Source organism: Gammaproteobacteria bacterium (assembly GCA_028819075.1).
Classification (GTDB): Bacteria; Gemmatimonadota; Gemmatimonadetes; order Longimicrobiales; family Gaopeijiaceae; genus BD2-11.
Genome location: JAPPMM010000043.1, coordinates 15,871 through 41,453, shown reverse-complemented (window position 1 = coordinate 41,453; position 25,583 = coordinate 15,871). Strand labels below are relative to the sequence as shown.

The window sequence follows — 25,583 nt, the reverse complement described above, 5'->3', positions numbered from 1 at the left end:
CAGCCGCAGCGAGTCGGGCGCCGTCCGGCTGTTTTCAGCGCGCTTCCTTCCCGAATCGGCCATACCGCAGGAAGAGCGCGGGAATGACGAACATGTTGAGGAAGGTCGAGGTGGTCAGGCCCCCGAGCACGACGACCGCGAGCGGAGCCTGAATCTCCTTGCCGGGCTCGCCGATGCCGAGCGCCAGCGGTATCAGCGCCAGCCCGGTGGTGAGCGCGGTCATCACGATCGGGCTGAGCCGCTCCGCGGATCCGCGCCGGATGGCGTTCGGGAGGGGAAGGCCGTGCCCGCACAGGTGCTGGTAGCGGCTCACCAGCAGGATCCCGTTGCGCACCGCGATGCCGAACAGGGTGATGAAACCGACCAGGGTGGCGACGTTGATGGCGCCTCCGATGAGCATCACCGCGGCGACGCCGCCCGCGAGCGCCAGCGGCAGGTTGGCCATGAGCAGCACCGCCGTGCGGATGTTGCCGAAGGCCCGCAGCAGCACCAGAAAGATCGCCGCGATGGAGAAGAACGAGAGGATGGTGATGCTTCGGGTGGCCGCCTGTCCGCTCTCGAACTGGCCGCCGTACTGAAGCGAGTACCCCTGCGGCAGCGCCACTTCCGCCGCGACTTTCTCCTGCAGCTCCGTCACCGCGCTTACCACGTCGCGGTCGGCCACGTTGGCGCTGATCGCGATCTTTCGCTGGACGTTTTCACGGCTGATGGTGTTGGGACCGCGCGCCGGCACGACGGAGGCGAGCTGCGAAAGCGGGACGGTGGCCCCCGCCGGCGTCGACACCAGCGTGCTTCCGATGGCATCGGCGTCCGCGCGGTGTTCCTCGGCGTAGCGCACCACCAGGTCGAAGGCGCGCTGACCCTCGCGGATCAGCGAGACCTCCTCGCCCTGGAACGCCACGTCCACAGCGGCCGTCAGCGAGCCCGGGGTGACGCCGTAGCGGGCCATGGCGCGGCGGTCGGCTCGAACCTGGAGTTGCGGCACGTCCGCCTGCCGTTCGACGGCGATGTCCACGAGGCCGGGAACCTGTCCGGCGACGGCCTCGATCTCCCCCGCGATGTCGCGCAGGGGCTGCAGCTCGGGCCCGAACAGGTTCACCGCGATGGCGGCACGCGTCCCGGAGAGCATGTGGTCGATGCGGTGTCCGATGGGCTGACCCACCGTGATGCTGGTGCCCGGAAACCCGGTGAGGTCGGCGCGCAGCTCGGCCAGGACATCGTCCAGGTCGTAGTCGTCCAGGTCCAGGCGCGCGTCGATCTCGGAGGCGTTGGGGCCCTGCGCGTGCTCGTCCAGGTCCGCCCGCCCGGTCCGGCGCGAGGTGGAGACCACGGCCTGATGGGCCAGCAGGCGCCGCTCCACCCGCGCCCCGATCGCGTCCGACTCGGCGAGCGCAGTGCCCGGCAGGCTCACCACCGAGATGGTCAGCGAACCTTCCCGGAACGGCGGCAGGAACTCGCCCCCCAGCGAGGGAATCACGGCCAGGGTGCCCAGCAGCAGCACGCCTGCCCCCGCCACCACCACACCGGAGCGGCGCAGGGTCCATTCCAGCAGGTTGCCGTAGACGCGCTGCACCCCGCGCAGCAGCCAGGGCTCCTGCTTCCTGGCCAGCGAGCGATCGCCCGACAGGAGCAGGGAACAGAGCACCGGAGTCACGGTCACCGCCACCAGCAGCGAGGCCAGAATGGCCACGATGTAGGCCTGGCCGAGCGGGCGCAGCATGCGGCCCTCCACCCCGGACAGGAAGAAGAGCGGCACGAACACCACGGTGATGATGATGGTCGCATTGACGATCGGGTCGCGCATCTCGCGCGCCGCGTACCGGATCAGCGGCAGCGTCGGCTGCCGCCTGTCCTCCGGCTGTTGCCGGTTGCCGCGCAGCCGCCGGTAGGCGTTCTCCACGAAGATGATGGCGTCGTCGACCAGGGCGCCGATGGCGATGGCCATCCCCCCCAGGGTCATCGTGTTGATGGTGCCCCCGAGCAGCAGCAGGGCGATCACGGCCAGCGCGAGCGACAGGGGAATCGCCAGCACCGAGATGACCGTCGTGCGCAGGTTCCAGAGGAAAAGGAACAGGATGACGACGACGAGCACCGCCCCGTCGCGGAGCGCCTCGACCACGTTTTCCACGGCCAGCGAGATGAAGTCCGCCTGGCGGAAGATGGCCCGCGCGAATGAGACCCCCGCCGGAAGCTCGGCCTCGATGGCGTCCAGCTCGGCGTCGACCCGCTCCGTCAGCTCAAGCGTGTTGGCGCCGGGCTGCTTCTGGATCGAGAGGATGACGGCGGGCTCGGCATTCACCGCGGCGGTTCCGAAGCGGATCTTCGGGCCGATGCGCACGTCGGCGACATCCTCGATCAGCACGGGCACGCCGTCGCGCACCGCGACCACGGTGAGGCCGATCTCCTCCAGGCCGCGTGCGCGCCCGAGGCCCCGGATGAGGACTTCCCGGCCTCCGGAGCGATAGACGCCGCCCGACACGTTGCGGTTCGAGGCTTCGGCGGCGGCGAGAATCTCGTCGAGCGCGATGCCGTATGCCCGCATCCGGCCGGGATCTACCAGGATTTGGTACTGGCGTACTTCGCCCCCGATCGGGACCACCTGCGACACGCCCGGCACGGCCAGCAGACGACGCCGCACCGTCCAGTCCGCCGCGGTGCGGGCTTCCATGAGCTGCCCTTCCGGCGCGGTCATGCCGACCAGCAGAATCTCGCCCATGATCGAGCTGACCGGGGCCAGGACGGGAGCCGTCACGTCGTCGGGGAGCTGCGCAACCGCGAGCTGGAGCCGCTCGTTCACGATCTGGCGCGCGCGGAACAGGTCCGTGCCCCAGTCGAAGTCCACCCACACGATGCTGATGCCCTGCGCCGAGCTGGACCGCACCCGGCGCACGCCCGGGGCTCCGTTGACCGCGGTTTCGAGCGGGAAGGTCACCAGGCTCTCGACCTCCTCGGGCGCCAGGCCGTGGGCGTCGGTGAGCACCGTGACGGTCGGGGCGGTGAGGTCCGGAAAGACGTCGACGGGAAGCGTCGCCGCGACCCATCCCCCACCGGCGAGTGCAATCGCCGCGGCGCCGACGGTGAGCAGCCGGTGCCGGAGCGAGGCGCCGACCACCGCGTCGAGGAGGCCGGTCCGCTCCCGTTCGGCGGGCGTCGGGGTCATCAGCCGGTACTCGTCAGTGCGTGTGGCCGTGGTCGGCGAGGTCTGCTTCGCCCAGCGACGCGAGGAACACCTGGTAGGCGCCCTCGGTGACCACCCGCTCGCCGCTCGCCACGCCGGTGACGAGGGTCCAGGCCCCGTCGGATGGCCCCGCCTCGACCACCCGGCGCTGGAAGCTCTCTCCGCCGACTTCGACGTAGACGACCCCGAGCCCGTCTTCGTCCTGGATCGCGGCGGACGGGACGGCGACGCCGGTGACCGGCTCTCCCGTGAGCAGCCGCCCCTCGGCGAGCATGCCCACCTTGAGCGTGCCGCTCGGGTTGTCGACGGCGAAGCGCAGCGGCAGGGTGCGGGTTTCGGGGTCGATGACCGTCCCGGTGGAGACCACCCTGTCGGTGGTGTGGATCGCGTCCGCACCCTCGACCGTGAACCACGCCTGCCGCACCCCGCCCGCCGCCGCGGCCTCCCGTGCCGGCAGCCGGGCGATAAACCAGAGGGTCGCCGGATTGACCACCGTGAACGCATGCGCGCCCGCTTCCACCTGCTCGCCGGGGGCGACATGGCGCTCCGCGATGACCCCGCCGATGGGGCTCCGCAGCGCATACAGGTGCGCGGCCTCATCGCCCTCCGGCGACTCCATCCCGCCTACGGCCGCGAATGCCGCGCGCGCTACTTCCAGTTCGTGCCGCGCCTCCAGCAGGCGGCGTTCCGGGACGGCCTCCGCGGCGAACAGCCGCTCTGCGCGCGCCGCCTCCCGCTCGGCGTGCGCCACCCGCACCTGCATGCGCGCGAAGGAGTCGTCCAGGCTGGTGGGCGCGATCAGCGCGAGCGTCTGCCCCGCGGCGACCCGATCCCCCGGAGCGGGCGTGGGACCCTGCACGACCACCAGGCCGGTGACCGGCACGGAGACGTGCGCGAGGCCGTCGGCGGGCGCGACGATTTCTCCCGCGGCAGGAATCGAACGGGGGATACTCTTCTCTTCCGCGGCCGCCACCGCGAAGGGCATCACCCACTGCTGCTCCTTGAGCAGCGTGATCAGGCCCGGAGGCGACACCTCCTCGTCCGGCAGCAGGGCGTCCACGCTCTCGAAGACCTCGAGTTCGCCCACCGGGACCGGGTACTCCCGGCCGTCGACCGAGAGGGTGAGGTCGGCGCGCCAGATGCCCGCGGCCGGCAGCACCGGAGCTGTCGTAAAGACGCCTGCCCGGGCGGGCGCGGGCATGACGATTTCCTCACGCGCCCCTCCCGGTCCTTGCAGCGCCAGCGTCAGGCTGCCGCCCTCGACGGGCGACCAGTCCGCGAGCCAGGTGAGGTGGATGGCCCACACGTCGCCCGCCAGCCCGCGAACGTGAGGGGGGTATTCGACGAAGAGTTCGAGCGCGTCGGTCCAGTGGGTCACCACCGCGCCCCCGGCAAAGGCCTGATCGGGCTCCGGCGGAAGTTCGTCCACGCCCGGACCGCAGCCGATGAGCCAGAGCGCGGCGGTCCCGAACACCAGCACGACGGCGAGCCCGGGCCTCAGCGCAGTCTTGACCCTCGACACCAGGGCCGACGCGACCCCGGACACCAGCGCAATCAAGACCGCCGACACCGGCGCCACCCCATCCGCCCTCATCATGATTCCTCCCCGGGGCCGCCAGCCATGGCGCGCACCAGGTTGTAGTAGGCGATCCAGGCTTCCGCCCGCAGGGTGAGCGCGCTGAGCCGGGCATCCCTGAAGGCCCCCGTTGCGTCCAGGAACTCCACCAGCGTCATCTCGCCTTCATCATACGCTACCCGCGCCGATGAGAGCACAACCTCGGATTCCGCCAACAGCCCCTCGCCCGTGACCTCCAGGCGCTCACGCGCGACCGAGTACAGATCGGACGCATCGACGAGGTCGAGTTCGGCCTGGCGGCGGAGGAGGTCCAGGCCAGACGTGGCCGCCGATTCGCGCGCGGCGGCCTCTTCGCGGGCACCCCCGGCCCGGTTGAAGATCGGCAGGGGCAGGTCCACGCCGACCGTCGCGCCCCTGAAGCCGTCCGCGTGCTCCTTGTACGCCAGGCTCACGGTGGGATCGGGCACCCACTCCAGGTTCGCGACCCGGTGTTGGGCTCGGGCCGCGTCCAGCTCCCGCGCGGCCGCCTCCAGATCAGGACGCCGGGAAAGGGCATCGAGGGCGCTCCCGGAGGCGATGGCGGGCGGAACGCCGATTATCGCATCCGCGGGTCCCAGCTCGTGCAGGGAAACTTCCGGAAGGACAAGGGACGCCAGCAGCCTGCGGGCGGCGCGGGCGCGCAGCTCCGCATCCGCTTCATCCTTCTCGGCTTGAATGCGGCCAAGGCGCAGACGACGGGTTTCGTACCCCGAGATGTCGCCCGCCTCGAGGCGCTGCTCCGCCGCGCGCGTGACCCCCTGGATCATCTCCGCGGCCTGCCCGATGGTGCGCTCCGCCTCCTCCGCGAGCCAAGCGCGCACATAGGCCTCGCGGACGGCGAAGACCAGCTGCAGCGAGTCCGCTCGAAACCGGGCTTCGGCCCCGGTGACGGTGTGGCGGGCAGCCACTCCGCGGGCCACGGTGCGACCCGGCCATTCGATCCGCTGCATCAGCCCTGCGGTCGCTTCCCAGTAATCTTCGCCCGAACGACTCAGATCCTCGCGCAGGAGCGAGAAGGCGGGGTTGGCGTAGCCGCGCGACTGGCGCGCCCGCCCCGCGATCCCGGCCGCCTCGGCCCGGGCGATGCGCAGCGCGGGACTGTTCTCGCCGAAGGCTTCCAGCGCTTCCGCGAGCGTGACCCGCGGCACGCCGTCCTGTCCCGACAGGGCGAGAGGCCCCGACGCAAGAGCACCCGTCAAGAAGACCACACCGACCCGCGTCAATCGCATCTTGCCTCCCGGGGGAGTTTGCCGCTCGTACCTCAGCAAGGATGATATGCCGTTGGAGCGGACCGGGCGAAACGACGGGGCACGTGTCCCTATCCCCCCAGCGCCGCCCTGGCCGCGGCTGCCGCGGACGCCGCATAGCCGCCTCCGAAGAGCCGTGCGTGCACCAGCAGCGGGTAGAGCTGGTACGCGGGCCGCCGTCGCCGATGGGCCGGCTGGAGCGGCCAGGCATCCTCGTAGGCCTCGCGGAAGGCCCCCGAGAAGCCGCCGAAAAGATCGGCCATGGCCAGGTCCACCTCGCGGTGCCCGACGTACACCGCCGGATCGATGAGCACGGGCGCGCCGTCGCGGGCGAAGAGGACGTTGCCGGACCAGAGGTCGCCGTGGAGGAGGGAAGGGCCGTCGGCCGCCGCCGCGGGACTGACGAGCTCGCCTGCGCGCCTGGCTACCGCTTCCACGATGTTCGCCTGGGCGGCAGAGAGGGCGCCTCGCTCACGCAACTCCCGCGCCAGCGGACGGATGCGCCGCTCCGCCCAGAAGCCGGCCCAGTCGTCGCTCCACCCGTTGGGCTGCGGCAGCGATCCGATCAGGTTGTCGCCGCTCCACCCGAAGCGGGCATCCGGCCCGCCCGGGTCCGCACCCCGGTGCAGCGCGGCCAGCTCCCGGCCCAGCCGGATCCAGCTCCTTCTGTCGGGCCGGCCCTCCTCGATCCACTCCAGGAGCAGCCAGGCGACCTCGTCCCCGGGCCCGCTCGCGGCGATGACGGACGGCACCCGCACCGAGCCCGAGGCGGCCAGCGTCTCCAGGCCTTCGGACTCCACGCCGAAGAAGCGATGATCCGCCTGCCGGTTCCACTTGAGAAAGAAGTCGCCCCGGGTGGTGCGAAGGGCGGTGCCCTGGTTGATGCATCCGCCTCCGACGGGGCGCGCGCTCAGGACGTCGGCGAAATCCAGGCCGATCGCGCGGCAGGCGCTCTCCACCGCGATCGCGGTCAGACCGCGGCTCGGCTCCACGGCCTTGAGGCCCCGCTCCCCGCCGGTCCGGCGGCTACTCGCCGGGTTCGCCCGGGGTTCGCTCCACAAGCGAACTGCGGCTCTCCAGCACCTGCCGCAGCAGGCGGCCGGCGACGCGCAGGAGGAACGCGTCCTCATCCGCCATCCCCCGGATCGAGAGCCGGATGTCGGAACTGACTTCGACCTGCGACCAGGTGTCGATGGAGTCCGGAGCGAGTTCGCGGCGCCGCCGGGCCTGGGACCGCAGCTCATTCAGCACCCAGGACAGCTGATTCGCGAGGGTATCGGCTTCCTCGTCCGGATCGCCCGTGCTCGGATGCCGGTCAGCGGCGTCGGCCGCCACGTCGTCCTCGAACAGGGATGCCGGAGGCCGAGGGGCGGCCAGGTACATCGCGCCGGGCTCCTCGATGTCCCGCGGCGTAGCCACCGCGAGGTCGTCTATGTCTCCCTGGGGTTCGAGCTCTTCCATGGTCCGCAGGTCGGGCGTCCGGTCCTCGGTGAACGGGGGCGCGGGCATTGGCGCGGGCCCCTGGGCCAGGAGCCGCTTCCTGAGCGCGGCCACCCGGTCGACCATGGAGCGTTGCTCGAGGGACGCGAGCGAGACGATGTCGGAGGTCATCGGGGTATCGCCGGCGGCGACGCTCGCGACCAGCCCGGGGGGCAGGGCCTCGAACAGCTCGCGCAGCTCGCGGAGGGGCACCGGCCGGATCTCGCTCTCCGCCTCGGCCTCGCGCACGCGGCGAATGAAGAGGAGCCGATCCCGCACCAGCTCGGGATAGCGGGTGCGCGGCCCTCGCCGGCCCACCCGCGGAAGCAGGCCCTCCTGCACGTAGTACGCGATCGTCCTCCGGCCGAACCCGGTGTCGCGCTCCAGCTCGCTCGTGGTGTAGCTGCCCATTCTCTGCCTCTCAGGACCGCCGGCGTCTGCTCGCCCGCTTCAAGTGTCGTTTACTGGTGTAATCTGACAACTACTGTTGACATGGGCCAACCGAGTCTGTATACTGATGACAACTGGTGATTACTGACAATATACAAGGAGACACGATCATGCGCCATCGATCCCCCGCCGAACCCACCGCCCGCACCACTGAACCCACCGCCCGCACCAGCGAAACCCCCATCTCCAGCGCCAGGACCGCGCTGTCCAGCCTCTCGATCGGAAAGCCCACGCATTTCGCGGGGTTGACCGTTTTCCCGTTGTCCTCGGATCTCCGGAGCACCGTCCGCTATGTGCTTTTAGAGGAGGGACTTAGCTCCGGGCTGGTTTCCGTGCGCGAAGTGCAGAACGAGGGCAGCGTCCCCAATCTCGCGGTCGAGAACCGGTCCGACTCCGACGTGCTCATCGTCGACGGCGAGGAGCTGGTGGGCGCCAAGCAGAACCGCATCGCGAACCTCACGCTGCTGGTGCCGGCCAAGCGCACCACAACCATTCCGGTGTCGTGCGTGGAGGCCGGGCGCTGGAGCTACAGCCGGCCCGACTTCGCGGTGACCGAGCGGGTGCAGTACAGCCGCGGGCGCGCGGCGAGACTCCGCGGCGTGCAGGAATCGATGCGCACCAGCGGGACGCGGCGCTCCGACCAGGGCGCGGTGTGGGACGACCTCAGCGAGAAGGCCGCCCGCATGGAGGCGCACTCGCCCACCGAGGCGATGAGCGCGATCTACGAGCGCCATGAGGGCACGCTGGACGAATACGTCGAGAAGCTGTCCCTGGAGTCCGGTCAGGTCGGGGCCATCTTCGTCACCGGTCCGCGCCAGTTCGGCATGGATCTCTTCGACAGGCACGAGACATTCGCGGCCTTCTTCCCCAAGCTGGTGCGCAGCTACGCCATCGACGCGATGGAGCGGCCGCCGGCTCGAGACGGGGCTGCAAAGCCGGAGGACGCGCGCGCCTTCGTGGACCGTCTGCGGGAAGGGGCGTTCGACATTCACCCGGCCGTCGCGCTGGGGCATGACGTCGGGATCGTGGCGAGGGGCGCGATCGCGGGGGCGCTGGTCCATCAGGAGACGGCACTGCACCTGACCGCCTTCTCCGAGCCCGCGCGCGCCACCGAGGACCATCCCGGGGCGTACGCGAGCTACCGGCAGCGGCGGGCGTCGCTTCGGCGCCGGCGCGGGAGGGAGTAGGCACACGGATCCACCTTGCTCGGGAAGCTGCCCGCGCTCTATCTCCAGAGGTGCCACCCCCCACGCGGGGTGGAGAGCCTCAGGCTCGCCGCTGGTGAAGAACGCGACTCCTCGACCCCGGGAGAACATCCATGCGCCCCATCCGTCCTTTTCCCACGATCCGATCGTCGTTCACCGGCGTGGCCGCTTCGCGGGCAGCCCGGCGTGGTCCTGCCGGGCTCGCGGTCATCCTCGTCGCGGTCCTGGTGCCCGGCGTTTCTCTCGCTGCCCAGGAAGCCGGGGGCGGGGATGACGATGAATGGGACGTGACCCTGGCCCGGGGCGAGACCCGCGACATCGACTTCACCACGGAAGAAGGGACGTGGATGTCGATGGACATCTCGCCCGATGGCCGCTGGATCGCCTTCGATCTGCTGGGCCATGTCTACCGCGTTCCGGCGGATGGCGGGGGCGAGGCCGAGCTGCTCACCGGGGGCACGGGGGTGGCCACCCACTACCACCCCCGGTATTCGCCCGACGGGTCGACGATCGCCTTCATAAGCGACCGGGAGGGGCAGAACAACCTGTGGGTCATGGACGCGGACGGGTCGAACCCGCGCCCGGTATTCGTCGATGGCGCCATACGGGCGGTGGAGCCGGCGTGGTCGGCGGACGGCAACTACATTTTCGTGCGCCGCCAGAACACCACGCCGGGCGGCGGCGGCGGGGGCATCTGGATGTACCACCGGGACGGCGGCGGCGGGCTTGAGGTCGTGGGCGACCAGCCCCAGGCCGCCTGGCCCTCGCCCTCGAGCGACGGCCGCTACCTCTACTTCCATGTCTACACCGGGCCGTCCGGGCTCCAGGGCCGCGACGCCCTCGCGGGCCACTGGCAGGTGCGGCGCAAGGATCTGGCGAGCGGCGAGATCGTCAACATCACCAGCGGCACTGCGGCCCAGCAGGTGCGCGCCTCGAGCGGGAGCGCGTACGCCGCCGAGATCTCCCCCGACGGCCGCCACCTGGCCTTCGCGCGGCGTATCGCGGGGGGCACCATCTCCTACCGGGGCCACACCTTCGGGCCGCGCACCGCGCTCTGGATCCGGGATCTGGACACGGGACGCGAGCACGTGGCGATGGACCCGATCACGGTCGACAACGCGGAGGGCATCAAGACGCTCCGCATCCTGCCCGGCTACGGCTGGACGGCGGACGGCTCCGGCATCGTCATCACCCAGGGAGGGAAGATCCACAGGCTGGAGGTGGCCAGCGGGGACGTGACCACCGTGCCCTTCTCGGCCCGCGTACAACGCACCGTCTCGGAGATGACGCGCGCGAACTTCCGCATCGACGACGGGCCCTTCGATGCGAAGATGCTCCGCTGGTACGCCCTCTCGCCGGATGGCTCGCGCGTCGCCTTCCAAGCCGTGGGGAGGATCTGGCTCGCGCCGGCCGGAGGGGGCGCCCCCACCCGGCTCACGTCCGGGGACGGCCCCTTCGAGTACTCGCCAGCCTGGTCGCCGGATGGCCGGTGGGTGGCCTACACCACCTGGGAGGGGGGAGAGGGCGGCCATGTCTGGAAGATACCGTCCGGCGGCGGCGCCCCCGAGCAGCTGACCACCTCACCCTCGGAGTACGTGCATCCGGTGTGGGCGCCCGACGGCTCCGAGATCGTGGTGACCCGGGGGAGCGGTGCGGCCTCCCGGGCCCGGTCCGCGACCCAGAACCCGTATTGGGAGCTCTGGCGCGTCGCCACGGCGGGAGGTGCGCAGGAGCGCATCACCACCATCCCCAGCGGCGCCGGCGGGCTGCTCGGCAACAGGCGCCAGATCACGCGCGCTTCCTTCGGGCCCGAGGGGCGCATCCATTTCCCCGCGGGACACGAGGCGGAAGACGGCGACAACGTCACCGCCCTAATGTCGATCGCGCCGGACGGCTCCGGCCCGCGCGTGCACGCCACCATCCCCTACGGCGACGAGTTCGTCGTGTCGCCCGGCGGCGACCGGGTGGCCTTTCAGGAGGGCGACAACGTCTTCTGGGCCCCGCTGCCACCGGGTGGCGCGGGAGGAGGGCCGGTGGCGCTCGAAAAGACCGGCGCCCCCGTCCCGGTCACGCGGCTGACCACCGAAGGAGGCCTCTTTCCGCGTTGGCTCGACAACGACCGGCTGGAATTCGGGAGCGGCCAGTCCTTCTTCGTGCACGACGTAGCGACAGCGGCCACCGACACCATGGCCATCCGCCTCAGCGTCGATCGGCGCATCCCCTCCGGCACCCTCGCCCTGACGAACGCGCGCGTCGTCACCCTCGACGAGCGCGCCGTGCACGAGAGCGGCACGGTGCTCATCGAGGGCAGCCGCATCGCCTGCGTCGGCGATTGCGACGTCTCCGGGGCCGACCGGACCATGGACATGACCGGGAAGACCATCGTCCCCGGCTTCATCGACATGCACGCACACCACTACCGCGAGCACAAGGGGCTCATCCCCAGGCGCGACTTCGAGTCGGCCATCTATCTCGCCTACGGGGTCACGACCAACCTCGACAACTCGATGTGGTCGCAGAACGTCTTCGCCAGCGCGGAGCTGATCCGGGCTGGCGAAGTGGTGGGACCGCGGACCTACTCCACCGGCGATCCCCTCTACCGCGGCGACGCCGCCCGCCAGAACGACCTGACCAGCTACGAGGTCGCCGAGCAGAACATCAACCGCCTGGCATCGTGGGGCGCCACCGCACTCAAGCAGTACCTGCAGCCCCGCCGCGACCAGCGCCAGTGGGTGTCGGACATCGCCCGCCGGAAGGGGCTGATGGTCACCTCCGAGAACAACGACACCCCGTACACCATCGGCATGATCATGGATGGCCAGACGGCGTTCGAGCATCCCATGACCTACCTGCCCATGTACCGCGATCTCAGCCGTTTCCTGGGCGAGACGGGCGCCATCTACTCGCCCACCTTCATCGTGGGCGGGATCGGGCCCTGGAACGAGGAGTTCTTCTTCGCGGAGAGCGAGGTCTGGCTTGACCCGAAGCAGCGCGAATGGCTGCCCTGGCGCCAGGTCATCCCCCACATGCGCCGGCGCTGGGAGCGTCCCGACACTGACTACAGCTTCCCGCTCATCGCCCTGGGGATGATGGACGTGATCGAGGCGGGCGGCTGGGGCGCGATCGGATCGCACGGGCAGGCCCATGGCATCGGTTCCCACTGGGAGATCTGGATGGTCGAGTCGGCCACGGACCCGATGACCGCGCTCGAGGTCGCGAGCCTGCACGGCGCGGTGTTCCTGGGCGCCGAGGCGGACATCGGCTCGATCGAGGAAGGCAAGCTCGCGGATCTGCTGGTGCTCAACTCGAACCCGCTGGACGACATCCGCAACACCACCGACATCATGTACGTGGTGCAGGGGGGCATCGTGCGGGACGCGCTCACGCTCGACGAAGTGTGGCCCGGCCGGGAGCCGTACGGGGAGCACTGGTGGGTCGACCCGGACGCCTGGCGGATGGACAACCGGCCTGTGGGCTACTGGGACCGGGGGAGCCGATGACCGGGCCGGGCCGGGCCCGCACGGGCCAGCTTCAGCCGGTCCAGCCCCGCACGGTTCCGCGTGCCGGGGCTCTCGCGGCGTCCCTCGTCACGCTTGCCCTCGCCTGCGGAGCCGACAACGGCATCGCGCCCGAGCTACCGCAGTTTCCGGAGTGGATCCGGCTGCCGATGGAGTCGGGGTCCGACGTGAGCATCGCCGTCGTGCGCCCGGAGGTGGCTCCAATGGGCGTCGTGGTGGCGTTCCCGTGGGGCGCGGGCGATGCGAGCCTCTTGCTGGGACTGATCGATTCGTACTGGGACCAGGCGGCGCCGGCGGTGGGATACGCGGTCGTCGGCGTGGAGACCTACGGCCCGGATCTGGATGAGGACGCAACGGCCGTCATGTCCGCCGTGATGGGCTGGATCGACGAGAACTTCGCGGGTGCGTCCGCCGACATCGTCATGACGGGCGCGTCCGCGGGCGGGATCGGGGTCTTCCACGCGGCGCTTGCGGTACCGGACCGTGTCGGAGGCATCATCGCGATGCCGGGGCGCTACGCGGGCGAGGAATCGCTGGAATCGCTGGCCGGGGTGCCCGTCTGGATGATGGTGGGCGAGGGCGACGCCCGCTGGGTCGAGGGATCGGAGACCACGGCGGAGCGCCTGCAGGACGCGGGAGCGGAGGTCACGCTCGACATCCTTCCGGGACAGGGCCATGTGCTGATCGTCGCGCAGGATGCGCTGGTGCAGTGGATGGAAGGGAGATAGGCGATGAAGCTTCGCGTCCCCCATCCCCTGGTGCTGCTGACGGCCGGCGTGATTCTTGCCGCCGCCGCGAGCTATCTGCTGCCCGCCGGCGAGTACGAGCGCCGAGACGACGAGGCGACCGGGCGCGTCGTGGTCGTCGCGGGAACATACGAGGAGGTCGAGCCCAATCCGGTGAACCTCTTCGAGGCCATGGTCGCGCTGCCGCGCGGAATGATCGACGCGGCCGACATCATCTTCCTCGTTTTCCTGATCGGCGGCGCCTTCACGGTCGTGGACGCGACCGGCGCGCTCCGGCGGGGCGTGACGTCGCTGACCCGGGCGCTGCAGGGACGGGATCTGCTCATCATCCCGGTGGTGGCCGTTCCCTTCGCCATAGGCGGCGTCGTCCAGAACCTGCAGGAGGAGATCATTCCGCTGATTCCGGTGCTGCTGATCCTCACGCGCCGGCTCGGCTTCAACGCGATGGTGGCGGTGGCGATGAGCGCGGGGGCCGCGTTCGTGGGTTCCGCTTTCAGCCCCATCAACCCCTTCCAGGTGGCGATCGCGCAACAGCTTGCGGAGCTGCCGCTGGCCTCGGGCGCGCTGTTCCGGATCGTGTTTCTGCTGATCGCGCTCGGGTTCTGGATTGCGATGACCATGCGCTATGCGCACCGGACGCGGGATCGAGGTCAGGCCGGGGATGGGGCCGGGGCCGGGATGGAGGAGCCGGCGGAGGGCGGCGATGAAGGCGAAGGCGTACGCGCCTCGGACTGGGGGATCTTCGCGTTGGTGGGATCTGCCTTCGGGCTGGCGGTCATCGGCATGCTGTTGTGGGGCTGGGGGTTCAACGAGCTCTCGGCGGCCTTCTTCATCATGGGCGTGATCGTGGGCGTTCTGGCGGGGCTCGGCGTGGCCGGTACCACCGAGGCCTACCTGCGCGGCTTCCGCGAGATGACCTTCGCCGCCCTGCTGATCGGTTTCGCGCGCGCCATCTACGTGGTGCTGCAGGACGGCCGTGTCGTGGACACCATCGTGCACGGGCTGTTCACGCCCCTGGAGGGGCTGCCGGTACTGGCGTCCGCCTTCGGGATGGTGGCGGCCCAGGCGGCGATCCATGTGCCGGTCCCCAGCGTGAGCGGGCAGGCCGTGCTGACCATGCCGGTGCTGGTGCCCCTCTCCGACCTGCTCGGCATGTCGCGCCAGGTGACCGTGCTCGCATACCAGTACGGCGCCGGGCTGTGCGAGCTGCTCACCCCCACCAACGGGGCGCTGATGGCGATCCTGGCGTCCGCGAAGATTCGCTACGAGGACTGGATCCGCTACGTGGGGCCCCTCTACCTGGGGCTGGTCGCCATCGGCATGGTGGCGATCTGGGTCGCGCTGGGGATCGGGCTGCAGTAAGGAGGGGCGACGGTCATTTGGAGACCATCAACGCGTCGGACGCAATCCGGCGACTGCTCACGGCGGGCTCAGAAGAACCGAGAGCTTGGCCAGTACCTCGCTCAGGGCCGTGGATGAGGCTCTGCATGCGAATCGGGCTCGCCTGGCTCGCCAGTCCAGGCTCTTGATCTGGTCCGCCAAGACCACACCGGTGACCTTGCCCGTCGCCGGCAGCACGACTTCGAAGGGATAACCCTTCCGGCTGGATGTGATCGGACAGAAGAGCGCCAAACCACTCCTGCCGTTGTAGTCCCTGGGGCTGAGCACCAGCGCCGGACGGCGCCCGGCCTGCTCGTGACCCACCTGGGGGGTGAAGGCGAGCCAGACGATGTCCCCGGTGTCCGGCGGGTGTGGACCGTCTACCACTCCTCTCTACCCTGCGCAGGTCCGGTATCGATTTCCCCGTGGAGCGTCTCCGGCGACATTCGGGCTAGCAGCTCGGTCAGATCGTAGGCTCTCTTGCTCATTACGAGCTGGTCGCCGTGCGGCACCATATCGATCCTCGAACCCTCGCGGACGCCCCATTGCTCCGCGACGGGCTTGGGAATGCGGATGGCGAGGCTGCTCCCCCACTTGGCGATGTGTGATCGGGCACCCATGATGATCTCCTTTGCGGTAGGAATATACAATAGATATCCCGATGGTGTCGCAGCGCAAGCGCTGGCGTTCGATAATCCAAGAGTAGCATATGGATATCAGCGGATGCTCATTCTGCTGGCCTCGAAGCACTAGTCCTGGTCACCCACCCGCGCATCGCGACCGCGCCGGACGGGGCGAGCGCCTCCACGATGCGCTCCTGCTGTGGACCGGATCCGTCCGCGCCGGCGGGTGGCCCGTGGCCCGCAAGCGCGATCGGCTGGTCCACGAAGAGCGGCGCCAGCGCCCGGTAGCGGAACTGTCTCACCCGGCGCGGGCTGTGTCGCTGGGCGGCATCCAGGAGGAGAAGCGCGGTCAGCGGTCCATGCACCAGGAGCCCGGGATAGCCTTCCTGCTGCGTGACGTAGGGATGGTCGTAGTGGATGCGGTGGCCGTTGTAGGTCAGGGCCGAGAACTGGAAGAGGGTGACCGTGGTGGGGAGGAAGGTCCCGGTCCATTCGGGGGCCAGATCGACACGCCCCCCGCTGCCGCTCGCCATATCGTCGGCGCCCGCCGCAACGGCTGTACCGCCTCCTCTGCCGGGTGCGACCGCCTTCTGCCGGGCGGCCTGAGGCCGGGCGGTCGCAGCAGCCGGGCGAGGCGCGGCCTCCCGGTAGACGATCACCTGCTCCTCCTCCACGCACCGGCGATTCCCCTGCAGGACCGTGTGGCCCACGGTCACGAACACGAGCCGGCCGCTCCGCCCCCGCTTCTCGGTGATGCTCACGATCTCCGATCTGAGTTCGGCCCGCTCACCGAGGGCAACCGGCCGCAGCGACCGGAGCGTTCCGCCCGCCCACATGCGCCGGGGCAGGTCGATGTCGGGCATGAAGTCCCCCCGCACCTCGTGTCCGTCGCGCGCCAGACGGGAAGCACGGCAGGGCTGTCTGAAATAGAGCCAGTGCCATCCCAGCGGGAGGCGACCGCCCTCCGAGATGGCGCGCGGATCGCGGTCGAGCAGACCGAGCATGGCCTGGGCCGGCCCGGGCGCGAGAATGTCGGTGTGCACCCGCGTGCGCCTCTCACCTTCGGTCGGCACCGCTGATTCCTTCACTTGCGTGCCTCTCGGCTGGCGGCCGCGCGCGCACGGGCCAGCACGCGCCGCGCCACCTCGGCGACCGGCCGGTCCACCATGCGGCCCTCGAGCGCGACCGCGCCTCCGCCCGCCTCCCTGTCCGCGTCCAGAATGCGGAGAGCTCGCTCGACCTCGAGTTCCGAAGGGGTGAACACCTCGTGAATGACCGGAAGCTGCACCGGATGGATGGCCATCTTTCCCGCGAATCCCAGGAGACGAACCCTGCCGGCCTCCTCACGCAGGCGCCTCATCTCACCGAAATCGACCGACGGCATGTCGATGGCGTCCAGTCCGCTCAACGCGGCGGCGTGCACTATGCGCGAGCGCGCGTAGAGAAGCGGCTCCCAGCTGGGGTCGGCGCGCAGTTCGAGGGCCAGGTCGAAGCCGCCGAAAACCAGCCCGGCGACGGCCGGCGACGCCTGCCCGATGTCCGCCGCCTTCTCGAGTCCGAGCGCCGTTTCGATGAGGGCAAACAGCGGCGCACCATCGTGGAGAAGCCGAGCTGCGCGGCGTACTCCTGCTGCGGTTCTGACTTTGGGGATCATGAACGCGTCGGGTTGACGAACGCCGCGGAGCGCTTCCGCGTCCGCTTGCCCCAGGTTCGTTTCGGGGTCGTTGATGCGAATGATGAGGTGGGGCGGGCCGCCAGCGCTCCGGGCCCTTCCGGCCGCCCGCTCTGCCAGGAAGCGCACGGCCGCTTCACGCGCCACCACCTTCCGCTGCGGAGGCACCGCGTCCTCCAGATCGATGCACACGGCGTCCGCCCCGGCCGCCAGCGCCTTGCCGAAGCGGTCCGGACGGTATCCCGGAACGAACAGGATCGAGCGGCAGCCAAGCCGCGCATGGGAATGCCCGGCCATCCCTGGCCCTTCCGTTGCGCCTGCTCCGTCGTTCATCGTTCGCATCCTCTAGAACGATCTCGGCATGCCCAGCAGGTGGGTCGCCACATGGCTGAGCACGAGGTTGTTCGCGACCGGGGCGATCAGGTAGAGGCGGGCCTCGCGGAACTTGCGCTCGATTCCGTATTCGGCCGCCATCCCCCAGCCGCCGAAGGCGTCCATGGCTGCGTTGGCCGCCTTCCAGGCCGCGCGCGAGGCGAGGTATTTGGCCATGTTGGGGCCGTCGCCACGGGTCTCGCCCTCGTCGAAGTCCCGGGCCGCCTGGTCCCGGACCGCGGCTGCCGCGCGCACGTCCATGTACGCGTCGGCGATCGGGAACTGCACGCCCTGATTCGCTCCGATGGGCCGGTCGAAGACGTGCCGGGAGCGGGCGTACTCCGATGCCCGGTCCACGAAGTAGAGCCCGTCCCCCACCGACTCTGATGCCAGCAGGATGCGCTCCGCGTTCATCCCCGACATGATGTATCGGAAGCCCCGGCCCTCCTCTCCGATCCGATTCCCGGCCGGCACCTCGACGCCATCGAAGAAGACCTCGCAGCTCTCGTGGTTGATCATGGTGTCGATGGGTTTCACCCGGAGCGCGTCCCCGGCGTCGCGCAGGTCCACGATGAACGCCGAGAGGCCACCGGTGCGCTTCTCCACTTCGTCCAGCGGCGTGGTGCGCGCCAGCAGGATCATGAGATCGGACTGGCGCACCCGCGAGATGAAGACCTTCTGTCCCGTGACGACATACTTGGGCCCTCGCCTCTCGGCGAAGGTGCGGATGCGGGTGGTGTCGGAGCCGGCATCCGGCTCGGTCACGGCGAAGGCCTGCAGCCGAAGTTCGCCGGAAGCGATCCCCGGCAGAAAACGCCGCTTCTGCTCCTCCGAGCCGTGCCGCAGCACGGTGCCCATCGTGTACATCTGCGCGTGGCAGGCGGCGGAGTTGGCGCCGGAGCGGTTGATTTCCTCCAGGATGACGCTCGCCTCCCGGATGCCGAGCCCCATCCCCCCGTACTCCTCGGGGATGAGGCACGCCAGGTATCCGGCCTCGGTCAGCGCGTCGACGAACTCGTGCGGGTACGCGCGGGCTTCGTCCGAGGCCCGCCAGTAATCGTTGTCGAAGCGCGCGCAGAGCGACCGGACGCCGGCGCGAAGCTCATCGTGGAGGGAGACCATCACTCACCGGCTCATCGTCCCATCGAGTGCATGTCGCGCCCGCCGACGACATGCTTGATCACCCGCCCGCCGAGCATCACGAACCGAACATCCTTCGTCACATCGATGTCGTCGAGCGGATTGCCGGGCACGGCGATGATGTCCGCGAGCATGCCCGCGGCCAAGCGGCCCCGGTCGGGGGTGTCGAGCAGATCGGCGGCATGGATGGTCGCGGTGCGGAGGGCGTCCAGTTCGCTCATCCCCATCCCGACATAGATGCCGAACTCGCCGGCGTTCTCGCCGTGCGGGAAGACCGCCGCGTCCGTACCGAAGGCGATCGGGACGCCGCGGTCGATGGCCCGCTGCAGGCTCTGGCGCGCGAGCGGGGTGATCTCCTCTGCCTTGGCACGCACCAGGGGCGGCAACTGGTCGAGAGCGATCCGGTCGACCAGGTAGGTCGTCGGTACCAGGTAGGTCCCCTTCTCGATCATCAGGTCCATGATCTCGTCGGTGAGGATCGACCCGTGCTCGATGGACGCCACGCCAGCCTGGACCGCGGCCAGGATGCCCTCCGGGCCGTGCGCGTGCGCGGCGACCTTGATCCCGTGACGGGCCGCCTCCTCGACCATGGCGGTCAGCTCCTCCAGCGTGTACTGCTGGGCGCCCACCGGGCCTTCCATCGACAGGACGCCGGCGGTGGCGCAGGTCTTGATCACCTGGGCGCCGTGCTTGATCTGGTAGCGGACCGCCTCGACCACCTCCCAGGGTCCGTCCGCGATGCCCTCCTCCGGGCCGCCCTCGCGGATGCCGGGCGCGAAGCCCGTGACGTCGCAGTGGCCCCCGGTGATGCCCAGGGGGTTGCGCGACGGGATCACGCGGGGCGCGATGATGTCGCCACGTTCCACCGCCCGCCCGAGTTCGACGGTCACGTCGCCGCCATAGTCGCGTACCGTGGTGAACCCCGCGCGCAGGGTGATGTCCCCGTACTTGACCGCGTTGTAGGCTGCGTGCGCCTCCGTCCGGGTCACGGCGTCCGTGAAGGAGGTCGCGCTGATCTGCATGGCGAGATGGGTGTGGGTGTCGATCAGGCCCGGCAGCAGCGTGACGTCGCCCAGGTCCATGTCGTGCATGACGTCGGGGACGGACGCCGGATTCACGGCGGTGATGAGCCCGTCCTCGACGACCACCACGGCGTCCCGGTGCATCTCGCCCGTTTCCACATCCAGCAGGCGCGCGGCGCGCAGGACCGTGGGGCCCGAGTACATGCCCATGGGCTGCTGGGCGGCCAGGTGCTCGGGCGCAGCGATGTTCGTGAGGACCGGAATCGCCAAGGCGAGGATCGCGACTGCCGGGACGAGGGTCGCGTGGCCGCGAACGGGACTGTCAGCGTTCGCCGAAATCGAGCGGAAGCTACCGATGCAGCGCTTCATGGAGGCACCCTGGCTCGGGGTAAGGTTGGCGCGGGGTGGTGCGGAACCGGAATTGATCCGATCCCGGTACCGGACGCAAGCGATCCCGCACACAACAGTTACATGTCCTTATCTGCAACGTAAACAGGGCGGACCTTGCAACCCTGCCGTTACGTAAGGGTTTGCCTTGGGCGCGTCAGCGATCGCCCTCGCCGACCACGCACGCGGGCGTTTCGCCGCGCACCCAGGCGGCCAGCATCTGCCACTCGGGATCTTCCGTCGATGCCCAGCGGCGGGGGCCGCCGTGGAAGTAGTCTCCTCCCGCGGAGGGCGCCAGCGGATGCGTCAAGAGCCGGCTCATCATCGGCTCGCCGGGCTCCACGTAACGGCGCGCGAGCGCGTAGTTGCGCCGCGTCTCCTCCTCGTTCCAGAAGTCGCGGCCCTCGGGGACGGGCGGGGCGAAGCCGCGCACGCCGGAAGCGTGGCAGTGGACGCACTCCACGTCGCCCGGGCGCTTGTCGAGGAAGACGCGTTGCACGCAGTCACGGAAAAAGTCGGCGTCCAGACGCGGTCCGAAGGTGGCTTCGACCCGATCCGCCGCCGCGACCCAGTCGGCCATCGCGCGCCACTCCGGGTCATCCTTCGATTCGAAGAATTTCCCGCCCACATGGATTGGCGAACCGCCCGCCGACTCCGCGAGGGGCTGCCTGAGGAGCCGGCTGCGGTCCGGGTCCCCGGGGGTGACCAGGCGGGAGACGACCTCGAAGTTCCTGCGGGAATCCTCTTCCGACCAGTAGACCTCTCCCTCGGCGGTCTCGCGCAGCTGCTGCAGGCGCAGGGGCGTGCCCTGCTCGACGTGGCAGGTGGCGCACGGCGCGCGTCCCGGCCCCCATCCGCCGCGGTCGGCCAGGAAGATCGGCTCGACCGTTGCGCGGTAGTCCTCGAAGCTCAGCGGCGTCTGGCCCGCGACCTCGCCGGCGCCGGCAACCGACGCGACGAGTGCGATGGCAAGCGCCAAGCCGGACCGCCCGAGGATCTTGCCCGCCAGCAGTGCGCGGATCCGACCCCGGCCGCAATCGGGCGACGATACATCCGCACTGGACCGCCCGCCGCCGCTCACGGGAACACCACCGTCTTGTTGCGTTTCGGCACCTGGCCCACCGGAATGCGCGCGATCTCCTTCATCTCCTGCGTATCGACGACCGAAACGTCGTTCGATCCGGCGTTGGCCACGTACAGGTAGCGGCTGTCGGGCGTCATCGTCAGCCAGTCGGGGATGTGGCCGACCTCGACGCCCCCAAGGTACTCGAGATCAGGGAGCGACCACGCGTAGACGTACCCGTTGGGCTTGCTCGTCGACCAGAGCTGGCGCCCGTCCGGCGAGACCGCGAGGCCGTGGCCCGGCGATCCCTGCAGCGCGTCGTTGGTCACGCGCGAAATCGGGAGGCTCGGCATGTCCAGCTTCTGCACCACCTTCCGCTGCGCGAAATCCACCACGTAAACGCCGTGATAGTTGGAGATCTGGATGAACAGACGCCAGGTCGAACCGTCCGGATGCGTCTCGAACGCCATGGGCCGCACTCCTCCGTCCGCGTAGCCGCCCGTGGTGCGCCCGCTGAAATGGAGCGACCAGATCGCCTCGTCGATCGAGGTGTCTATGATGGTCAGGGTGCGGGCGCCGATCATCCCCGCCGCGACGTGCCGCCCGTCGGGCGACATGAACACGTTGTGCACCGTCCCCAGCGTCGCGATCGACTTCACCACTTCGCCCTTCTCGAGGTCCACCACTTCCACGCAACTGCAGTCCTGAATGATCGCGGCGTACACCGTGCGACCGTCGTTGCTGATGGCGATGTTGTGCGGCCGTCCGGAGAGTGGGATCTGCTCCGTGACCTTCATGACGTCCGTCGGCACGATGTCCAGCGTGCGGTGGATCTCGTTGCTGAAATAGAGGACGCTCCCGTCCGCCTGCGCCGCAACGCCGTGCGCCTTCGGGACCCCCTCGATGATCTGCACGACCTCGTTCGTGACCGGGTCGATGATGTGCACGTTGTCGCCGGCCGAATTCGTCTGGACGATGCGCACATCGCCCGATTGGGCTGCTGCCGGGGAGACTGTCACCAACGGTAGTGACAGAGCCAGAGCGAGCAGGCCCGGGACGACCAGCCTGCGAGCGGGATGAACATGGGGTGGGAAAAGGTGTTTCATCGCAACCTCCGGGGTTCGCGCCAATCCGGGTTCAAGGTACGGTGTGGTGCCCGCGGCGGGCCATACTCGGCCGTGAAGAAGCGCCGGCACAGCTGCGAACTGGCGCCGCGACAGGTGAGAGGCAGCTACGCGACATGACGCTCGACATCGCATTCGTGCTCGCGCTCACCCTGGCGGCGCTCGTCCTGTTCGCCCTCGACCGGATCCGGGTGGACCAGGTGGCCATCGCGGTCCCGGTCGTTCTCCTGCTGAGCGGCATCGTCACGCCGGCCGAAGCGGTATCGGGTTTGTCCAGCCGCGCGACCGTGACGGTCGGCTCGATGCTCGTGCTCGGCCTGGGGCTCCGCAAGACCGGCCTGGTGTCGGCCATCGGGGCCTGGGCGCGCACCGCTCCCCTTGGCGGCAAGTACGCGCGCATGCTCGTCCTCTGCCTCATCTGCGCGTTCCTCTCCCCCTTTCTCATGACCACCGCAGTTGTGCTGGTGTTCATGCCCGTGTTCCTCGCGCTCGCCGAACAGGCCAAGGAGCCGGCCTCGCGGTATCTGATGCCGCTCTCCTTCGTCTCGATTCTCGGGGGGACGGTCACCTTGATGGGCACCACCACCAACCTGGTCGTGCACGGCGAGGCGATGAGGCGCGGGTACGACGCCCTCGGCATGTTTTCGATCACCCCGCTGGGGCTGATCAGTCTGGCTGTGGGTCTGCTGTATCTGTTCACCGCCGGCCGGGTGCTGCTGCCGCGGCGCTTTCGGCCGCCGGACCTGTCTGCCAAGTACGACGTCCGCCGCTTCGTCACGGAACTGCACGTCCCGGAGGATTCGCCCGCGAACGGCCGCTCGCTGGCCCAGTTGAGGTGGGGCGAACGCTATGGCGTCACGGTGCTGGACATCGAAAGGGGCGACCAGGAGATCACCGCGCCGCACGGAGACCGCCACATACGGCCGGGCGACATCCTGTACGTGCAGGGGCCCGCCGAGCGCCTCCTCGATCTCGCGCGCCGGCAGCGGCTCGATACCCCGAGGGAGCAGAAGGAGCATGAACTCGAACAGGCGGGCGGGCGCGGCCGGCTGGTCGAGATCCTCGTGGCGCCGGGCTCGAGTCTTGTGGGCCGGACCCTCCGCGATCTGAACTTCGCCCAGCGCTTCGATGCGGCGGTGATCGCCATCCAGCAGCACGGTGTCACCGTCCAGGAAAGGCTGGCGGGGATCTCGTTCCGCGTCGGCGATCTGCTTCTGGTGCGGGGAACGGCGACCGCGCTCCAGCGCCTCGCCGACGATCCCGGGTTCGTCCCGCTGGCGGAAGTGAAGGCGGACGCGGGGAACAGGCCACGGGCCGGCGTAGCCGCGGCGATCATGGCCGGCGTCGTGCTCAGCGCCAGCTTCGGCGTGCTCGACATCATGACGGCCGCGCTCACCGGCATGGTCCTGATGGTGTTCACGCGCTGCGTGCACATCGAGGAGATCTACGGGGAGGTGGAGTGGCTGGTCATCTTCGTGCTGGCCGGGCTCATTCCGCTCGGCGTGGCGCTCGAAACCACCGGGGCGGCGGAGCTGATCGCGGGATGGGTGGTGACCCTCTCGTCGCCGCTGGGAGAGATCGGACTGATCGCGGCCTTCTATCTGTTGACCGCCGTGATGACCGCCGTGGTCTCTAACGCGGCGACGGCCGTGATGCTCACCCCGGTCGCGATCTTGGCCGCCACGCAGGGCGGCGTGAACCCGTACGCGCTGCTCATCGCGGTCATGTTCGGGGCGTCGGCCTCCTTCGTGACGCCATTCGGGTACCAGACGAACGTCATGATCTACGGGCCGGGCGGATATCGCTTCATGGACTTCGTGAAGGTGGGCGGCCTGCTCAACCTCATCCTGCTCGTTACGGCCACGCTCTTCATTCCGCTCTTCTGGCCCAGTTAGGATCCCTGGTGCTCAGAATGACAGCATGGTCTGTGCGAAGGTGTAGGTCGCGTTCCCCTTGCCCGCGTTCTTCATCAGCGCGCCCGCGGTGAGTCGCACCAGACCCGCCTCCAGACGTAAGCGGGCCGCATCCAGCTCCCACCCGCCGATGAACTCCCACAGGGTGCCGACGTGCCGGACGGACGCTCCCCCGGTGTTGCCAATGCCCGTCGTCGTCCACTCGTCTGCGGCGGACGCCAGCCAGTAGCCGCGCGCGGCGCCCATCACGTTGAGGTCCGACCGGGGCGCCAGCGTCAGTCGGATGCCGGGGGTTGTCACGTTGGCGCGGGCGAAGGCGCCGTGAATGCCGCTGGGTCCGTGTTCGAACGAGCGCGACCCGTAGAGGCTGCTGAAGCGGTTGTTTCGGCCGTCCGCCGGATCGCGGTCGCCGCTGGCATGGTCGAACTGAAGCTGCAACCGGGGCGTGCCGGGCACTGCGAATGTATATCCTGCGCCGATGTGCTGAAGATGGGCGACGTGAGTCAGATCCGCGGCCGCGGCCCTCGAGGCGCGGGATCGGCCGAACTGTAACGCGGACTCGATTTCGTAGTCGAAGCCGGCGATGGTTGCGGGACGATGGAAGCGGACCCCGATGGTGTGAAGATGCCGGTCGGCGGTGGACAGCCCGGGAGCATCCGCCTCGTCCAGGCCATAGTAGTAGACCTCCCCCGGGTCGCCCCAGGGAAGGCGCGGGCGCGAGAAATGAACGCCCCAGAGTCGTACGTTGCTCCATTCCTTGTCGAGACGCGGACCGTTGTCGAGGATGTTGCCGGAAACCCTTCGCTCTACCGGCAGGGTGTAGAACGTGCGCACCTGGCCGTCGTTCGGACCTGTCCAGTGCCACTCGACCCCGGTGAAGCCGTCGGACGTGTTGCGGAAGCGGTTGCGCGAGATCAGGCGTCGGCTGCCGATGTCCATGGTGATCCGTCCCGCGCGCAGGACGCTCCGGCTCCCACGCCCGGAACGGTCACCGAGCGGGATCTCGATGTGGGCCTGCAGCAACTCCAGCGGGTTCACCATGGAGGTCGTGACGGCCGCTACGGAGTCCGCCAGATATGACCGCGAGTCCTGCAGCTCGGCCCGCAGCCTGAAGTGTCCCGCATCCAGCCCCGCAGAGACCCGAGTGCGGAGCATCAGCGCGCGGGCGACGCCGTCGAGACCGGCACGGAACTGGTTGCTCAGGCGCTCGTAGCGGGTGCGGTGGTCTCCCGACAGCGAGAACACCGGAGACCCGCTCGCCGGAGCCTCTTGCGGAGAAGGCGCGGCTGCCGGCATCGTCCCGCCGCCACCAAAGGCGGCGACCAGGATGGGAACTGTTTGCAGCAGGGGCGCCATGGTTGTCATCCTGTGGAAACGGTACCGTCTACACGGCTGCTATCGACATCGGTCCGGAACGAAGGAATGCCGATCACGACTTTACGGTTCCGC

At 69.5% G+C, this 25,583-nt stretch carries 19 protein-coding genes; 5 read left to right on the top strand and 14 right to left on the bottom strand.

Annotated features, from left to right (window positions below; genetic code table 11):
* Window positions 1–34 precede the first annotated feature (34 nt).
* The 5 genes from OXU32_10530 to OXU32_10510 form a co-directional block, all read right to left on the bottom strand.
* Window positions 35–3,160 carry an efflux RND transporter permease subunit gene (locus OXU32_10530; GenBank protein ID MDE0074382.1) on the bottom strand — a complete coding sequence of 1,042 codons (3,126 nt, stop codon included), beginning with the start codon at window positions 3,158–3,160 and terminating at the stop codon, window positions 35–37.
* 13 nt (window positions 3,161–3,173) lie between these two features.
* Complete coding sequence (locus OXU32_10525; protein ID MDE0074381.1) at window positions 3,174–4,775, bottom strand: efflux RND transporter periplasmic adaptor subunit; 1,602 nt, start codon at window positions 4,773–4,775, stop codon at window positions 3,174–3,176.
* Window positions 4,772–6,022, bottom strand: coding sequence for a TolC family protein (locus OXU32_10520; GenBank protein ID MDE0074380.1), 1,251 nt, complete (start codon window positions 6,020–6,022; stop codon window positions 4,772–4,774). The genes OXU32_10525 and OXU32_10520 overlap by 4 nt, the downstream gene beginning before the upstream one ends.
* An 89-nt stretch (window positions 6,023–6,111) precedes the next feature.
* Window positions 6,112–7,032, bottom strand: coding sequence for a fructosamine kinase family protein (locus tag OXU32_10515; GenBank protein ID MDE0074379.1), 921 nt, complete (start codon window positions 7,030–7,032; stop codon window positions 6,112–6,114).
* Between the two features lie 34 nt (window positions 7,033–7,066).
* The gene (locus tag OXU32_10510; protein ID MDE0074378.1) at window positions 7,067–7,930 is read right to left on the bottom strand and encodes a MerR family transcriptional regulator; all 864 of its coding nucleotides are present in this window, start codon (window positions 7,928–7,930) and stop codon (window positions 7,067–7,069) included.
* A gap of 149 nt (window positions 7,931–8,079) precedes the next feature.
* Between OXU32_10510 and OXU32_10505 the strand changes: the two genes are divergently transcribed.
* The 4 genes from OXU32_10505 (at window position 8,080) to OXU32_10490 (ending at window position 14,800) form a co-directional block, all read left to right on the top strand.
* Window positions 8,080–9,156, top strand: a complete 1,077-nt coding sequence (locus tag OXU32_10505; protein MDE0074377.1) for a hypothetical protein — start codon at window positions 8,080–8,082, stop codon at window positions 9,154–9,156.
* 131 nt (window positions 9,157–9,287) lie between these two features.
* The gene (locus OXU32_10500; protein ID MDE0074376.1) at window positions 9,288–12,674 is read left to right on the top strand and encodes an amidohydrolase family protein; all 3,387 of its coding nucleotides are present in this window, start codon (window positions 9,288–9,290) and stop codon (window positions 12,672–12,674) included.
* Window positions 12,671–13,420 (top strand): alpha/beta hydrolase-fold protein, encoded by a 750-nt coding sequence (locus OXU32_10495; GenBank protein ID MDE0074375.1) that lies wholly within the window; start codon window positions 12,671–12,673, stop codon window positions 13,418–13,420. The genes OXU32_10500 and OXU32_10495 overlap by 4 nt, the downstream gene beginning before the upstream one ends.
* Window positions 13,421–13,423: 3 nt before the next feature.
* Window positions 13,424–14,800 (top strand): YfcC family protein, encoded by a 1,377-nt coding sequence (locus tag OXU32_10490; protein ID MDE0074374.1) that lies wholly within the window; start codon window positions 13,424–13,426, stop codon window positions 14,798–14,800.
* A 57-nt stretch (window positions 14,801–14,857) separates the two neighbouring features.
* Here the strand turns inward: OXU32_10490 and mazF are convergent, their stop codons facing one another.
* The 8 genes from mazF to OXU32_10450 all read right to left on the bottom strand — a co-directional run bounded on the left by mazF (window position 14,858) and on the right by OXU32_10450 (window position 22,203).
* Entirely contained in the window at window positions 14,858–15,205 is a 348-nt protein-coding gene (gene mazF, locus OXU32_10485) for an endoribonuclease MazF (protein MDE0074373.1), read from the bottom strand.
* On the bottom strand, window positions 15,199–15,438 hold the full coding sequence (locus OXU32_10480) for an AbrB/MazE/SpoVT family DNA-binding domain-containing protein (GenBank protein MDE0074372.1): 240 nt from the start codon (window positions 15,436–15,438) through the stop codon (window positions 15,199–15,201). Before OXU32_10480 ends, mazF begins: the two co-directional genes overlap by 7 nt.
* A gap of 107 nt (window positions 15,439–15,545) precedes the next feature.
* Complete coding sequence (locus tag OXU32_10475; GenBank protein MDE0074371.1) at window positions 15,546–16,529, bottom strand: acyl-CoA dehydrogenase; 984 nt, start codon at window positions 16,527–16,529, stop codon at window positions 15,546–15,548.
* On the bottom strand, window positions 16,526–17,446 hold the full coding sequence (locus OXU32_10470) for a CoA ester lyase (protein MDE0074370.1): 921 nt from the start codon (window positions 17,444–17,446) through the stop codon (window positions 16,526–16,528). The genes OXU32_10475 and OXU32_10470 overlap by 4 nt, the downstream gene beginning before the upstream one ends.
* Before the next feature lie 12 nt (window positions 17,447–17,458).
* Window positions 17,459–18,607, bottom strand: a complete 1,149-nt coding sequence (locus OXU32_10465; protein MDE0074369.1) for an acyl-CoA/acyl-ACP dehydrogenase — start codon at window positions 18,605–18,607, stop codon at window positions 17,459–17,461.
* Between the two features lie 11 nt (window positions 18,608–18,618).
* The gene (locus OXU32_10460; protein MDE0074368.1) at window positions 18,619–20,016 is read right to left on the bottom strand and encodes an amidohydrolase family protein; all 1,398 of its coding nucleotides are present in this window, start codon (window positions 20,014–20,016) and stop codon (window positions 18,619–18,621) included.
* A gap of 175 nt (window positions 20,017–20,191) precedes the next feature.
* The gene (locus OXU32_10455; protein ID MDE0074367.1) at window positions 20,192–21,013 is read right to left on the bottom strand and encodes a hypothetical protein; all 822 of its coding nucleotides are present in this window, start codon (window positions 21,011–21,013) and stop codon (window positions 20,192–20,194) included.
* Between the two features lie 98 nt (window positions 21,014–21,111).
* Window positions 21,112–22,203, bottom strand: coding sequence for a hypothetical protein (locus OXU32_10450; protein MDE0074366.1), 1,092 nt, complete (start codon window positions 22,201–22,203; stop codon window positions 21,112–21,114).
* Between the two features lie 41 nt (window positions 22,204–22,244).
* Between OXU32_10450 and OXU32_10445 the strand changes: the two genes are divergently transcribed.
* A complete protein-coding gene (locus OXU32_10445) occupies window positions 22,245–24,116 on the top strand; it encodes an SLC13 family permease (GenBank protein MDE0074365.1) in 1,872 nt (623 codons plus the stop codon).
* 12 nt (window positions 24,117–24,128) lie between these two features.
* Here the strand turns inward: OXU32_10445 and OXU32_10440 are convergent, their stop codons facing one another.
* Complete coding sequence (locus tag OXU32_10440) at window positions 24,129–25,490, bottom strand: alginate export family protein (protein MDE0074364.1); 1,362 nt, start codon at window positions 25,488–25,490, stop codon at window positions 24,129–24,131.
* Between the last annotated feature and the right edge of the window lie 93 nt (window positions 25,491–25,583).